Source organism: Burkholderia sp. AU45251 (assembly GCF_030482905.1).
GTDB lineage: Bacteria > Pseudomonadota > Gammaproteobacteria > Burkholderiales > Burkholderiaceae > Burkholderia > Burkholderia aenigmatica.
The window spans coordinates 1-13766 of the sequence record NZ_JAUJQH010000051.1 but is presented as its reverse complement, the minus strand read 5'-3'; the positions used below and the strand labels follow the sequence as shown (position 1 = coordinate 13766).

The following is a 13766-nucleotide window of genomic DNA, read 5'->3' as shown; positions in this document are numbered from 1 at the left end:
CGACCTGCGCCACCACCGACAGCTTAAAAGCCAGGCTGTAGTCCCGCTGCGTTCGTTTGATCCCTTGTTGCACTTGGCACCTCTTCGCTTCGGCGAAAAAGTGTCAACCTATTTCAGGACGGGTCACGCACAAGAAAAAAGCCGTTGGCGTTTGCGCGCCAACGGCTTTTTTGTCTGACTGGACGAGGTTCGGTCAGTCGACGATCCGCATCGAATAGTCGGTCGCGCGCACGTCCTTCGTCAGCGCGCCGATCGAGATGCGATCGACGCCCGTTTCCGCGAACGCGCGCACTGTGTCGAAATTGACGCCGCCGGACACTTCGAGCACGGCCTTGCCGTTCGCCACGCGCACCGCTTCGCGCATCATGTCGAGCGTGAAGTTGTCGAGCAGCACCGACTGCGCGCGATGCGCGAGCGCCGTGTCGAGCTGCGCGAGCGTCTCGACTTCGACCTGCACGGGCACGCCCGACTCCAGCGCGAACGCCGCATCGAGCGCTTCGCCGACACCACCTGCCGCCGCAATGTGGTTCTCCTTGATCAGGATGCCGTCGTACAGCGCGAGACGCTGGTTCTCGCCACCGCCGACGCGTACCGCATACTTCTGCGCGAGCCGCAGGCCCGGCAGCGTCTTGCGCGTATCGAGGATCTTCGTGCGCGTGCCTTCGACGCGATCGACGTAGCGGCGCGTCGCGGTCGCGACGCCCGACAGCAACTGCAGGAAATTCAGCCCGTTGCGCTCGGCCGTCAGCAGCGCGCGCGCCGGCCCGTCGAGTTCGCAGACGGTCGAATCGGGCGTCATGCGGTCACCTTCGCGATAGCGCCATTGCACGGTGATCGACGGATCGATCCGCGCGATCACGGCCTCAAACCACGGCACACCGCACAGCACGGCTTCCTCGCGCACGATGATGCGTGCACGGCGACGCCCGCCGGCCGGCACGAGCCGCCCGGTCTGGTCGCCGGTACCGACGTCTTCCGCGATCGCATCGGTCACGTTGCGCGCAATCGCATCGTCGAATGCCGCGCCGTATTGCTCGCGGACGATGTCGAACAGCGGGGATACAGCCTGACTCATGCAGCCCCCACGTTCGCAAACAGTTGCTGGTCGTGCTGCAGATCGCCGCTCGCCTGCACGCGCTTCTTGTGCGCCGCTGCGAAGTCGAGCATCCGGTCGATCGGCAGGCGTGCGCGCTCACCGATCGCGGGATCGACGAAGATCTCGTTGTGGCCGCGTTCGAGCACGTCGGCGAGGTTCGCGAGGCCGTTCATCGCCATCCACGGGCAGTGCGCGCAGCTCTTGCAAGTTGCGCTATTACCGGCCGTCGGCGCCGCGATGAAGGTCTTGCCGGGCGCGGCCAGCTGCATCTTGTGCAGGATGCCGAGATCGGTCGCGACGATGAAGTGTGTCGCGTCGAGCTTGACGGCCGCGTCGATCAGTTGCGTGGTCGACCCGACCACATCGGCCTGCGCGACGACGTTTTCCGGCGATTCGGGGTGGACGAGTACCTTCGCGTCCGGATACTCGGCGCGCAGCAGGTCGAGTTCGATACCCTTGAACTCGTCGTGAACGAGGCACGAGCCTTGCCACAGCAGCATGTCCGCGCCGGTTTTCTTCTGGATGTAGCTGCCGAGATGGCGATCCGGCGCCCAGATGATCTTCTCGCCGCGTGTGTGCAGGTCGGCCACGATCTCGAGGCCGATCGACGACGTGACCATCCAGTCCGCGCGCGCCTTCACGGCCGCACTGGTATTCGCGTAGACGACGACGGTGCGGTCGGGATGCGCGTCGCAGAATGCCGAGAATTCGTCGACCGGGCAGCCGAGATCGAGCGAGCAGGTCGCGTCGAGGTCGGGCATCAGGATCCGCTTGTTCGGGCTCAGGATCTTCGCGGTTTCGCCCATGAAGCGCACGCCGGCGACGACCAGCGTCTGCGCGTCGTGATCGCGGCCGAAGCGGGCCATTTCGAGTGAATCGGCGACGCAACCGCCGGTTTCGTCGGCGAGTTCCTGCAACTCGGCATCGACGTAGTAATGCGCGACCAGCACGGCCCTTTCACGCACGAGCAATGCCTTGATGCGCTCCTTCAGCGCGACCCGCTCTTCGGCGGACGGTGCGTCGGGCACTTTGGCCCACGCCTGTCCCACGCCGCACACGGTCCCGGCTGCAACGGGCCGATCGTATTCGACGGGTTTGATCGTCGACTGCATCTCCATATCTCCTGTCGGTGGGAGTTAGTGCTTTAGCACTTACTTCCACCCCATGCTTCGCGGTCGGTGGGAGTTAGTGCTTTAGCACTTACTTCCACCCCATGCTTCGCGGTCGGTGGGAGTTAGTGCTTCAGCACTTACTTCCACCCCATGCTTCGCGGTCGATCGGAATTAGCGCTTCAACACTTACTCCGATCCCATCCCCTGCGTTCGCCCCGGAACAACGCTTCCACGCTGCCCCAAGCCTCATACGAATCCGGCCCTGCCGATCACCGTTCAAAAACCGGCGGACCAAATAAAAAACCCCGCCAACGCGGGGTTTTTGACGTCCTTAGATTCTAATCGATTTCGAATCAGGCGTAGCGGCGCAGGCGCGTCGCGAATTCCTGCAGCGCCTTGATGCCGCTTTGTTCTGCGCGATGGCACCAATCCTGCAATTGCGCGAGCAGCTGTTCGCGCGATGCGGTCGAGCGATCCCAGATCGCGGCGAGATCCTGGCGCAGCTGGAAGTACGTTTGCAGCTTCTGGCTGTTCGCGAAGATTTCCGGCAGCAGCTTCTTCTGCGGCTCGTCGAGGCCGTCGGCATCCTTGTGGAACCACTTGCGCGCGCCGCGCATCATCTGGTACTTCTCGCCGCCGATTTCCTTCAGGTGCGCGAGCTCCTGACGGTACGCACGCTTCACGGCCTTGCCGTAGCGCGCCATCACTTCGTAGCGGTTCGACAGCACGGCCTGCAGCGTTTCCTGGTCGAGCACCGTCTTCGGCTTGTTCAGGCGCGGCGTCGGCGCAACCTTCTTCACCTTCGCGAGACCGAACGCCGACATGATGCGGATGTACATCCAGCCGATGTCGAACTCGTACCACTTGTTCGACAGCTTCGCCGACGTCGCGAACGTGTGGTGGTTGTTGTGCAGTTCTTCGCCGCCGATCACGATGCCCCACGGGAACAGGTTCGTGCTCGCGTCGGCCGAGTTGAAGTTGCGATAACCCCAGAAGTGACCGAAGCCGTTGACGACGCCAGCCGCCCAGAACGGAATCCAGACCATCTGCACGGCCCACACGGTCAGGCCGATCACGCCGAACAGCGCGACGTCGATCACCATCATCAGGCTGATGCCGAGAATCGGGTACTTCGAATAGACATTGCGCTCGACCCAGTCGTTCGGCGTGCCGTGGCCGAACTTGCGCATCGTCTCTTCATTCTTCGCTTCCGCGCGATACAGCTCGGCGCCTTCAAGGAACACCTTCCAGATGCCGCGCGTCTGCGGGCTGTGCGGATCTTCCTCGGTCTCGCACTTCGCATGGTGCTTGCGGTGAATCGCGGCCCACTGGCCGGTCAGCATGCCGGTCGTCATCCACAGCCAGAGGCGGAAGAAGTGGCTCGCGATCGGATGCAGCTCAAGCGCGCGGTGCGCCTGGCAACGGTGCAGGTAGACCGTCACGCCGATGATCGTGACGTGCGTGACGGCGAGCGCGAACAGCGCGACCTGCCACCACGAAAAATGCAGGAGCCCGTGGGAAAGAAAATCGAGCAGGGAATTCAACAAGGCAGTTACCTGTGATGAGAGCGACGCCGGCCCGCGCCAAGCGTCAGAAAAATGAAAGCATACCGCGTGTAGACCAGAATTTTACTTCAACCGTTCCAAGTCTTTGTAAAAAATGAACATTTTCTTGCCCTGACGCAACAAGCGCAGTCCATGGGCGGACTTGGAAAGGCCCGCGATCTGGTTCCGACCGCAGGGTCGATACGATTGACCGCCAGCGTGCGCTACGCAGCCGGTGCGCGCCCGTCCACCGCGCCGTTGCCGGCCGCCGGATCGAGCCCGGCCGCGGCAGGAAAACCGTCAGGCAACCCGACGACACGCACTTCGCGCTGCGGGAACGGAATCGAAATCCCGTGCTCGCTGAACAGGCGCCAGATGTTGCGGTTCACGCTCGAACGCACACCGGACGTGCCTTTCGCCGAATCTTCGATCCAGAAACCGAGCTCCAGGTCGATCCCGTCCGCCCCGAAACTCACCAGATACGGGGTCGGAGCGGGCTCCGCCAGCACGCGCGGCACGCCCTTCGCAGCATCGGCGAGCAGCGTGAGCGCATGCTCGACGTCGCTCGTGTACGCGACCTGCACCGCGACCTTCGCGTAGCCGCGCGTCAGGTACGACGACTGGTTCTGCACGACGTCGGTGATCAGCTTCTCGTTCGGGATCAGCGTCTCGTTGCCGTCGAGGCCGCGCACGACCGTATAGCGCGTGCGGATCTGCGTGACGATGCCCTGCAGCCCGCCGACGCTGATCGCGTCGCCGAGCCGCAGCGAGCGGTCGAGCAGGATGATGAAGCCCGACACGTAGTTGCTGGCGATCTTCTGCAGCCCGAAGCCGAGGCCGACACCCACCGCGCCGCCGAACACGCCGAGCACCGTCACGTCGATGCCGACCAGCGACAGCCCGATCAGGATCGCCGCGAACACGAGCAGCGCGCGGCCGACCCGCGACAGCACGACCTTCAGGTTCGCATCGAGCGTGCTCGCGCGCGTGAGGCGATCCTCGAGCACCGAACCGAGCCACATCGCGACCATCAGCGTCACGCAGACCCACAGCGCGCCCGAGATCACCGACAGCAGCGTGAGATGCGCATTGGCGACACGGAACTGCACGCTGTCGAGCCAGCCAAGCACGTCGCGCTGGATGCCGAGCACGGTCAGCACCATCGCGGCCCACACGACGGTCGACACGATCTTCTCGACGATCGACAGCCACGCATGCGTGTGGCCGTCGCGCGCGAACACGCGCCGCGCGAAGAAGAACAGCACGTAGATCGACCCGATGCCGAACAGCGGCACGAGCGCGAGCGACAGCAGCGACGTCGACATGAACGGGTCGAACGCGAGCTGCGCGGCGCCGACGAACACGCTGCCGAACAGCGGGAACAACGCGCGCTTCAGGCTATGCGCGCCCGCGCCGGGCGCGCGGCCAGCCGCGCGGCGACGCGCATCGATGCGGCCGTGCACGAAGCGCGCGGTCACCCATGCGAAGCACAGCGCGCCGACGAGAATCGCCGCTTGCCAGATCATCACCGGCTGGTGGAAGTCACGAATGACCGACGCCAGCCGGTGCGACAGCAGGCGGCTCTGCAGATTTTCCATCGTCCGTCCGGGCAGTCGTTACTGCGCGGCGCGCCGTTCGAGCACCGCGGCGAAGAAGCCGTCGGTCGCGTGACGATGCGGCCACAGCGACAGGTAGTCGCCCGTCTCCAGCTCGATGCGCTGGTCGGCCAGCACCTGCTGCGCCGGCACCAGCACGAAATCGGGATGATCGGCCAGGAACTGTTCGACGATGCGTTCGTTCTCGGCGTCGAGCACGCTGCAGGTCGCGTAGACGAGCCGGCCGCCCTTCTTCACGAGACGCGCGGCGCTCGCGAGGATCGACGCCTGCTTCGGCGTCAGCTCGTCGATCGCCGAGCGCGTCTGGCGCCACTTCAGGTCCGGGTTGCGGCGCAGCGTGCCGAGGCCGCTGCACGGTGCATCGACCAGCACGCGGTCGATCTTGCCGGCGAGCCGCTTGATCTTCGCGTCGTGCTCACTGTCGATCAGCACGGGGTTCACGTTCGACAGCCCGCTGCGCGCGAGGCGCGGCTTCAGCTTCGCCAGGCGCTTTTCCGACACGTCGAACGCATAGAGACGCCCGGTCGAGCGCATCATCGCGCCCAGCGCGAGCGTCTTGCCGCCCGCGCCCGCGCAGAAATCGACGACCATCTCGCCGCGGCGCGGCGCGACCAGCGAGCACAGCAACTGGCTGCCTTCGTCCTGCACCTCGATCGCGCCTTCCTCGAACAGCCTCAGGCGCGTCAGCGCCGGCTTGCCGACCACGCGCACGCCGAACGGTGAAAACGGCGTCGCGCCCGCATCGATGCCTTCCGCGCGCAACCCGTCGATTACCTGATCACGGCTGGCCTTCTGCGCGTTGGCACGCAGGTCGAGCGGCGCCGGGTAGTTCAGCGCGGCGGCGAGCTGTGCAAGCTCCTCGCCATCGAAACGGGCCGACAGTGCCTGGTGGATCCAGTCGGGCAGGTTCGAGCGAATGCGCACCGGCAGGCTCGCCGGATCGATCTTCGACACGTGCTCGAGCCATGCGGACTCGGTGTCGGACAGGAACGGCCTCAGCGCATTGCGGCCGACCGTCTGCATCAGGCCGAGCAGCGTGAGGCGCCGCGCGGGCGTACCCGTGCCGCTCTCGGCGAGATGCGAAAACTCCATCTTCCGGCGCAGCACCGCGAACACTGCTTCGGCGATCACGCCGCGCTCGGCATGCCCGAGCTTCGGGTGCGCGCGGAAGAACCGGCTCGTCGTCGCGTCGGCGGGGCCGGCAAACTTCAGCACCTCGGCCAGCAAAGTTTCGGTCTGGCCAATCAGGAATCCGTGCAGCTTCATACGCCCTCACTCGTTTCGGTATGCGGTTGATCCGCGAAAATCCAGCGCGCCTCTTCCGGCGCCACCACTGCACGGCCGTTCTCGAGGCGCAGACGCCCCTCGACGAACCAGCGCACCGCGCGCGGATACAGCACATGCTCGACCGTCAGCACGCGCTGCGCGAGCGCGGCCGCGTCGTCGCCCGCGCGCACGGGCACCGCGCCCTGCGCGACGATCGCGCCGCTGTCGAGCTCGGGAATCACGAAATGCACGCTCGCGCCGTGCAGCGCGACACCCGCGTCGAGCGCCTGCTGGTGCGTGTGGATGCCCTTGAAGCTCGGCAGCAGCGACGGATGGATGTTCAGCAGCCGGCCCTCGTATCGTCTGACGAATGCGGGCGTGAGGATGCGCATGAAGCCGGCGAGGACCACGAGATCGGGCGCGAATCGGTCGATCTCGGCGGCCAGCGCCGCGTCGAAGCTGTCGCGGCCATCGAACGACCGGTGGTCGACCACCGCCGTCGCCACCCCGTGCGACGCGGCAAATGCCAGGCCGGCCGCGTCGGGCCGGTTGGCGATCACGGCGGCAACCTCGGCCGGCCAGCGTTCCTGCGCGCACGCGCGGACGATGGCCTCCATGTTGCTGCCGCGACCGGAAATCAGGATCACGAGTTTTTTCATTCGCGAATTTTACCATTCGCCCCCGCGTTTCCCCCCTTCTCGGCCGCCGGCCCGCCCGAACGTTTATAATCTTCTGCTTTGCGGCATCCCACCGCCCATTCCCCGACGCTGCATCCGCTATCGTGAAAGTCTTCCGCGGCCTGCCCAACGCCGAGAGCCGCGCCCCGTGCGCGCTGACGATCGGCAACTTCGACGGTGTCCATCGCGGCCACCAGGCCCTGCTCGCGCGCGTGCGCGCGGCAGCGGACGCGCGCGGCCTGCCCGTGTGCGTGATGACGTTCGAGCCGCACCCGCGCGAATTCTTCAACCCGGCCGGCGCGCCGCCGCGTATCGCGATGCTGCGCGACAAGCTCGAGGCGCTGCGCGATCACGGCGTCGACCGCGTGGTCGTCGAGCACTTCAATCACACGTTCGCGAGCCAGTCGCCGCAAACGTTCGTCGAACGCACGCTGGTGAACGGGCTGCACACGCACTGGATGATGGTCGGCGACGATTTCTGCTACGGTGCGAAACGCGCGGGCACCTTCGACACGCTGAAGGCAGCCGGCGCGCAGTACGGTTTCGAGGTCGAGCAAATGGGTACGGTGGCCGGCAGCGACGGCACGCGCATCTCGAGTTCGGGCGTGCGCGCCGCGCTCGCGGCCGGCGATCTCGACGCGGCCGCGCAAGCGCTCGGCCACGGCTATGCGATCAGCGGCCACGTCGCGCACGGGCTGAAGCTCGGCCGCGACCTCGGCTTCCCGACGCTGAACATACCGATCGCCCACAAGCGGCCGGCGCTCGCGGGTATCTTCGTCGTGCAGGTGCACGGCCTCGGCCCGGCCCCGCTGCCAGGCGTCGCGAGCCTCGGCCTGCGCCCGACCGTCGACGATTCGGGCCGCGTGCTGCTCGAAGTCCACCTGCTCGACTGGCACGGCGATGCGTACGGCAAGCTCATCCGCGTCGAATTCCTGAAGAAGCTGCGCGACGAGGCGAAATTCGACGATCTCGAGGCGCTGTCGCGCGCGATTGCGCTGGACGTCGCGAATGCGCGCGCGTACTTCATCGAGCGCGACCGTGCGCCGGGCAGCCGCGCCACGGGCTTCTCGACGTCGGCCACCGACCGAATTAGCTGATCCGGACGGCGGCGCCCCGCGCCGCACCCTCGCGCCGCTCACTCGCGCGCACTCCCGATTCACGACGCTCGCGCGTCCCCCGAGATTTAGATAGCGATCCCATCATGAGCAACAAGAAAGCCGATTCGAAACCGCAGGCCAAGTATCCGGTCAACCTGCTCGACACGCCGTTCCCGATGCGCGGCGACCTGCCCAAGCGCGAGCCGCAGTGGGTCAAGGAATGGGAAGAGCGCGGCCTATACGAGAAGATCCGCGCGGCCAGCGCCGGCCGACCGAAGTTCATCCTGCACGACGGCCCGCCGTATGCGAACGGCGATATCCACCTCGGTCACGCCGTCAACAAGATCCTGAAGGACATCGTCGTCAAGTCGCGCAACATGGCCGGCTTCGATGCGCCGTACGTGCCGGGCTGGGACTGCCACGGGATGCCGATCGAGATCCAGATCGAGAAGCAGTTCGGCAAGTCGCTGCCGGCGGCCGAAGTGATGAGCAAGGCGCGCGCGTACGCGACCGAGCAGATCGAAAAGCAGAAGGTCGGCTTCAAGCGCCTGGGCGTGCTCGGCGACTGGGCCAATCCGTACAAGACGATGAACTTCCTCAACGAGGCGGAAGAGATCCGCGCGCTCGGCAAGATCATCGAGAAGGGTTATGTGTATCGCGGGCTGAAGCCGGTGAACTGGTGCTTCGACTGCGGCTCGGCGCTTGCCGAAGCGGAAGTCGAGTACAAGGACCGCACCGATCCGACGATCGACGTGATGTTCGCGTTCGCGGAACCGGAAAAGACCGCTCAGGCGTTCGGCCTGCCGGCCCTGCCGCGCGCCGAAGGCGGCATCGTGATCTGGACCACCACGCCGTGGACGATCCCGGCGAACCAGGCGCTGAACCTCCATCCGGAAATCGTCTACGCGCTGGTCGACACCGAGCGCGGGCTGCTGATCATCGCGGAAGAGCGCGTCGAAGCATGCATGACCGACTTCAAGCTGACCGGCCGCGTCATCGCGACGACGCCGGGCGTGAAGCTCGCGAACCTGCGCTTCCACCACCCGCTCGCGTCGGCCCACCCCGGCTACAAGCGCACCTCGCCCGCCTACCTCGGCGACTACGTGACGACCGACACGGGTACCGGCGTCGTGCACTCGTCGCCCGCGTACGGCATCGAGGACTTCGTGTCCTGCAAGGCGCACGGGATGACCGATGCGGACTTCATCAACCCGGTGATGGGCGACGGCCGCTATATCGAATCGCTGCCGCTGTTCGGCGGCCTGTCGATCTGGGACGCGAACCCGAAGATCATCGAGGCGTTGAATGCGGCCGGCTCGCTGCTGCGCAGCGAGAAGTACACGCACAGCTACATGCACTGCTGGCGCCACAAGACGCCGATCATCTACCGCGCGACGTCGCAGTGGTTCGCCGGCATGGACGTGACGCCGCGCGACGGCGGCAAGACGCTGCGCGAAACGGCGCTCGAAGGCGTCGACGCGACCGCGTTCTACCCGTCGTGGGGCAAGCAGCGTCTGTTCAGCATGATCGCGAACCGTCCCGACTGGACGCTGTCGCGCCAGCGCCAATGGGGCGTGCCGATGGCGTTTTTCGTGCACAAGGAAACCGGCGAGCTGCACCCGCGCACGCTCGAGCTGCTCGAGGAAGTCGCGAAGCGAGTCGAGCAGTCGGGCATCGAGGCGTGGCAGACGCTCGACCCGCGCGAGCTGATCGGCGACGACGCGAACCTGTACGAAAAGAACCGCGACACGCTCGACGTGTGGTTCGACTCGGGCACGACGCACTGGCACGTGCTGCGCGGCTCGCACAAGGATCAGCTGCAGTTCCCGGCCGATCTCTACCTCGAAGGCTCGGACCAGCACCGCGGCTGGTTCCACTCGTCGCTGCTCACGGCGTCGATGATCGACGGCCGTGCGCCGTACAAGGGCCTGCTCACGCACGGCTTCACGGTCGACGGCGAAGGCCGCAAGATGAGCAAGTCGCTCGGCAACGGCATCGACCCGCATGAAGTCGCGAACCGCCTCGGTGCGGAAATCATCCGCCTGTGGATCGCGTCGACCGACTATTCGGGCGAACTCGCGATCTCCGAGGAAATCCTGAAGCGCGTGACCGAAGGCTATCGCCGCATCCGCAACACGCTGCGCTTCCTGCTCGCGAACCTGTCGGACTTCGACTTCGCACAGCACGCGGTACCGGTCGAGGAATGGCTGGAAATCGACCGCTATGCGGTCGCGTTCTCGCAGCAACTGCAGACGGAGCTGCTCGGCCACTACGAGAAGTACGAATTCCACCCGGTCGTCGCGAAGCTGCAGACGTACTGCTCGGAAGATCTCGGCGGCTTCTACCTCGACGTGCTGAAGGACCGCCTGTACACGAGCGCGGCCGATTCGCGCGCCCGCCGCTCCGCGCAGACGGCGCTGTACCACCTGACGCACGGCCTGCTGCGCGTGCTTGCACCGTTCCTGTCGTTCACGGCGGAAGAAGCGTGGAAGGTGTTCCAGCCGGCCAGCGACACGATCTTCACGGAAACCTATTACGCGTATCCGGAAGTCGCCGGCTCCGCCGCGCTGATCGAGAAGTGGGCGCTGCTGCGCGATGTGCGCGGCAACGTGACGAAGGCGCTCGAGGAAGCGCGCACCGCGAACCGCATCGGTTCGTCGCTGCAGGCCGAAGTTGCGGTGCACGCGAGCGGCGCACGCTACGACGCGCTCACGAGCCTCGGCGACGATCTCAAGTTCGTGCTGATCACGTCGGCTGCGACGGTCGTCAAGGTCGACGACGAAGCGCAGGAAAGCGTCGACGTGGCCGCGTCGAAGTACCAGAAGTGCGAGCGCTGCTGGCACTACCGCGAAGATGTCGGCGCGCACGCCGATCATCCGACACTGTGCGGCCGTTGCTTCTCCAACCTGTTTGAAAACGGCGAAATCCGGAGCGCTGCTTAACTATGGCGAAAACCCTGTCGAAACCGGCCAGCGGCGCGCTTGCGCCCTGGCTCGGCATTTCGCTGATCGTGATCCTGTTCGACCAGCTGTCGAAGATCTCGATCCTGAAAACGTTCGCGTACGGCGCGCAGCACGAACTGACGTCGTTCTTCAACCTCGTGCTGGTGTACAACCGCGGCGCCGCGTTCGGCTTCCTGTCGACCGCGGGCGGCTGGCAGCGCTGGGCGTTCACCGCGCTCGGCATCGCCGCGACGCTCGTGATCTGCTTCCTGTTGAAGCGTCACGGCCAGCAGCGGATGTTCAGCCTGTCGCTCGCCCTGATCCTCGGCGGCGCACTCGGCAACGTGATCGACCGGCTCGTCTACGGCCACGTGATCGACTTCCTCGATTTCCATCTCGGCGCCTGGCACTTCCCGGCGTTCAACCTCGCCGATTCCGCGATTACGATCGGCGCGGTGCTGCTGATCTACGACGAACTGCGTCGCGTGCGCGGCTCACGCTAAGCGCGCATACTCGGCGTCGACGGCCGGCTTCGCGCCGGCCGTTCCGTTCGACCCTTGGAGGCCTGAGTTGGCACACGCAGAACTCGCTGGAAAACACCTTGTTCTCGGCCTGACGGGCGGCATCGCCTGCTACAAGATCGCCGAGCTCACCCGGCTGCTCACGAAGGCCGGCGCGACCGTCCAGGTCGCGATGACCGAAGCCGCGACCCAGTTCATCACGCCCGTCACGATGCAGGCGCTGTCGGGCCGGCCCGTCTACACGAGCCAGTGGGACGCGCGCATCGACAACAACATGGCGCACATCGACCTGTCGCGCGAAGCCGACGCGATCGTGATCGCACCCGCGTCGACGGATTTCCTCGCGAAGCTCGCGCACGGGTTCGCGGACGATCTGCTGTCCACGCTGTGCGTCGCGCGCGACTGTCCGTTGCTCGTTGTCCCCGCAATGAACCGCCAGATGTGGCAGAACCCGGCCACGCAGCGCAACGCCGCGCAACTGCGCGCGGATGGCGTGTCGGTGCTCGGCCCGGATTCGGGTGCGCAGGCGTGCGGCGAAGTCGGTGACGGCCGTATGCTCGAGCCCGAGGCGATCTATGAAGCGATCGTCGCGCACTTCGCGCCGAAGGTGCTCGCACACCGGCGCGTGCTGATCACGGCCGGCCCGACGTTCGAGCCGCTCGACCCGGTGCGCGGCCTCACGAACCGCTCGAGCGGCAAGATGGGCTTCGCGCTCGCGCGCGCCGCGCAGCAGGCTGGCGCCGACGTGCATCTCGTCGCGGGGCCGGTGGCGCTCGACACGCCGTGGGGCGTCTACCGCCAGGACGTGCAGACGGCCCAGCAGATGTACGACGCGGTCATGCATGCCGTCGCCGATGCCGACATCTTCATCGCGGTGGCCGCGGTCGCCGACTGGCGCGTTGCGCAGCCGGCCGAGCACAAGATGAAGAAGACGGCCGACCACAAGGTGCCCGCGCTCGCGTTCGTCGAGAACCCCGACATCCTCGCGTCGGTCGCGGCGCTGCCCGATCCGCCGTTCTGCGTCGGGTTCGCAGCGGAAAGCGGCGACCTCGACGTGCACGGCGACGAGAAGCGCAAGCGCAAGAACGTGCCGCTGCTCGTCGGCAACCTCGGCCCGCTGACGTTCGGCCGCGACGACAACGAAGTCGTGCTGTTCGAGGCCGCCGGCCTCACGCGCCTGCCGCGCGCACCGAAGGACGAACTCGCGCACACGCTCGTCGCGGAAATCGCGAAGCGCCTGCCCGACAACCGCCTGATCTGATCTCCCGCGCGGCGGCCGTCGCTGCCGCGCCCTTCCCGACCCACCCGACGACCGCATGAAACTCGACCTGAAGATTCTCGACGCGCGCATGCGCGACTACCTGCCCGCCTACGCGACCACCGGCAGCGCGGGCCTCGACCTGCGTGCGTGCCTCGACGCACCGCTGACGCTGAAGCCGGGCGAAACGGCGCTCGTGCCGACCGGCCTCGCGATCCATCTCGCCGATCCAGGCTATGCGGCGCTGATCCTGCCGCGCTCGGGCCTCGGCCACAAGCACGGCATCGTGCTCGGCAACCTCGTCGGCCTGATCGATTCCGACTACCAGGGCCAGCTGATGATCTCGACGTGGAACCGCGGCCAGACCGAGTTCGTGCTGAACCCGTTCGAACGCCTCGCGCAGCTCGTGATCGTGCCGGTCGTGCAGGCGCAGTTCAACATCGTCGACGACTTCGCCGAAAGCGATCGTGGCGAGGGCGGCTTCGGCAGCACCGGCCGTCACTGAACGACGTGTCAAGTCCTGGAATAGGTTGACAGTATCCAGACGCTAGAACGCCCGATGCACCGCATCGGGCGTTTTGTATTTCAGGGCGGCATGTGGCCGCTCGTGGTTGTAGATGCGTACCGACTGTTCGAC

The 13766-nt window shown here is 66.1% G+C and carries 12 protein-coding genes; 5 read left to right on the top strand and 7 right to left on the bottom strand.

The genetic code is table 11. The features are described 5' to 3' along the window. Positions 1 to 193: 193 nt before the first annotated feature. The 6 genes from nadC to purN all read right to left on the bottom strand — a co-directional run bounded on the left by nadC (position 194) and on the right by purN (position 7293). Positions 194 to 1075, bottom strand: coding sequence for a carboxylating nicotinate-nucleotide diphosphorylase (nadC, locus tag QZM67_RS39215; protein ID WP_175024832.1), 882 nt, complete (start codon positions 1073 to 1075; stop codon positions 194 to 196). After that, positions 1072 to 2208: a quinolinate synthase NadA gene (gene nadA / locus QZM67_RS39210; RefSeq protein ID WP_301811722.1), complete on the bottom strand. Its 1137-nt coding sequence runs from the start codon at positions 2206 to 2208 to the stop codon at positions 1072 to 1074. Before nadA ends, nadC begins: the two co-directional genes overlap by 4 nt. A 353-nt stretch (positions 2209 to 2561) precedes the next feature. Next, the gene (locus tag QZM67_RS39205) at positions 2562 to 3755 is read right to left on the bottom strand and encodes an acyl-CoA desaturase (RefSeq protein ID WP_039368179.1); all 1194 of its coding nucleotides are present in this window, start codon (positions 3753 to 3755) and stop codon (positions 2562 to 2564) included. Between the two features lie 221 nt (positions 3756 to 3976). Next, the gene (locus QZM67_RS39200; protein WP_301811718.1) at positions 3977 to 5350 is read right to left on the bottom strand and encodes a mechanosensitive ion channel family protein; all 1374 of its coding nucleotides are present in this window, start codon (positions 5348 to 5350) and stop codon (positions 3977 to 3979) included. 18 nt (positions 5351 to 5368) lie between these two features. Continuing rightward, complete coding sequence (locus QZM67_RS39195) at positions 5369 to 6634, bottom strand: RsmB/NOP family class I SAM-dependent RNA methyltransferase (protein ID WP_175024835.1); 1266 nt, start codon at positions 6632 to 6634, stop codon at positions 5369 to 5371. Beyond that, entirely contained in the window at positions 6631 to 7293 is a 663-nt protein-coding gene (gene purN, locus QZM67_RS39190; protein WP_043189977.1) for a phosphoribosylglycinamide formyltransferase, read from the bottom strand. Before purN ends, QZM67_RS39195 begins: the two co-directional genes overlap by 4 nt. A gap of 122 nt (positions 7294 to 7415) precedes the next feature. Here purN and QZM67_RS39185 point away from each other — a divergent pair, with 122 nt between their 5' ends. From QZM67_RS39185 to dut, 5 genes are all read left to right on the top strand, one after another. Further along, positions 7416 to 8408, top strand: a complete 993-nt coding sequence (locus QZM67_RS39185) for a bifunctional riboflavin kinase/FAD synthetase (RefSeq protein WP_301811715.1) — start codon at positions 7416 to 7418, stop codon at positions 8406 to 8408. Positions 8409 to 8512: 104 nt separating this feature from the next. Next, positions 8513 to 11350 (top strand): isoleucine--tRNA ligase, encoded by a 2838-nt coding sequence (gene ileS, locus QZM67_RS39180; RefSeq protein WP_089451151.1) that lies wholly within the window; start codon positions 8513 to 8515, stop codon positions 11348 to 11350. 2 nt (positions 11351 to 11352) lie between these two features. Continuing rightward, on the top strand, positions 11353 to 11853 hold the full coding sequence (gene lspA / locus QZM67_RS39175; RefSeq protein WP_175024836.1) for a signal peptidase II: 501 nt from the start codon (positions 11353 to 11355) through the stop codon (positions 11851 to 11853). 67 nt (positions 11854 to 11920) lie between these two features. Further along, a complete protein-coding gene (coaBC, locus tag QZM67_RS39170; protein ID WP_089451153.1) occupies positions 11921 to 13132 on the top strand; it encodes a bifunctional phosphopantothenoylcysteine decarboxylase/phosphopantothenate--cysteine ligase CoaBC in 1212 nt (403 codons plus the stop codon). Between the two features lie 55 nt (positions 13133 to 13187). Continuing rightward, positions 13188 to 13634 carry a dUTP diphosphatase gene (dut, locus tag QZM67_RS39165; protein ID WP_089451154.1) on the top strand — a complete coding sequence of 149 codons (447 nt, stop codon included), beginning with the start codon at positions 13188 to 13190 and terminating at the stop codon, positions 13632 to 13634. A gap of 42 nt (positions 13635 to 13676) precedes the next feature. Here dut and QZM67_RS39160 read toward each other — a convergent pair. Continuing rightward, on the bottom strand, positions 13677 to 13766 hold a 90-nt coding region (locus tag QZM67_RS39160), incomplete at its 5' end, for an integrase core domain-containing protein (RefSeq protein ID WP_155625489.1).

What these genes read in the sequence shown, in the direction of transcription:
- nadC (WP_175024832.1), bottom strand. Translation starts at nt 1,075, where the DNA reads ATGAGTCAGGCTGTATCCCCGCTGTTCGACATCGTCCGCGAGCAATAC.
- nadA (WP_301811722.1), bottom strand. Translation starts at nt 2,208, where the DNA reads ATGCAGTCGACGATCAAACCCGTCGAATACGATCGGCCCGTTGCAGCC.
- QZM67_RS39200 (WP_301811718.1), bottom strand. Translation starts at nt 5,350, where the DNA reads ATGGAAAATCTGCAGAGCCGCCTGCTGTCGCACCGGCTGGCGTCGGTC.
- QZM67_RS39195 (WP_175024835.1), bottom strand. Translation starts at nt 6,634, where the DNA reads ATGAAGCTGCACGGATTCCTGATTGGCCAGACCGAAACTTTGCTGGCC.
- purN (WP_043189977.1), bottom strand. Translation starts at nt 7,293, where the DNA reads ATGAAAAAACTCGTGATCCTGATTTCCGGTCGCGGCAGCAACATGGAG.
- ileS (WP_089451151.1), top strand. Translation starts at nt 8,513, where the DNA reads ATGAGCAACAAGAAAGCCGATTCGAAACCGCAGGCCAAGTATCCGGTC.
- lspA (WP_175024836.1), top strand. Translation starts at nt 11,353, where the DNA reads ATGGCGAAAACCCTGTCGAAACCGGCCAGCGGCGCGCTTGCGCCCTGG.
- dut (WP_089451154.1), top strand. Translation starts at nt 13,188, where the DNA reads ATGAAACTCGACCTGAAGATTCTCGACGCGCGCATGCGCGACTACCTG.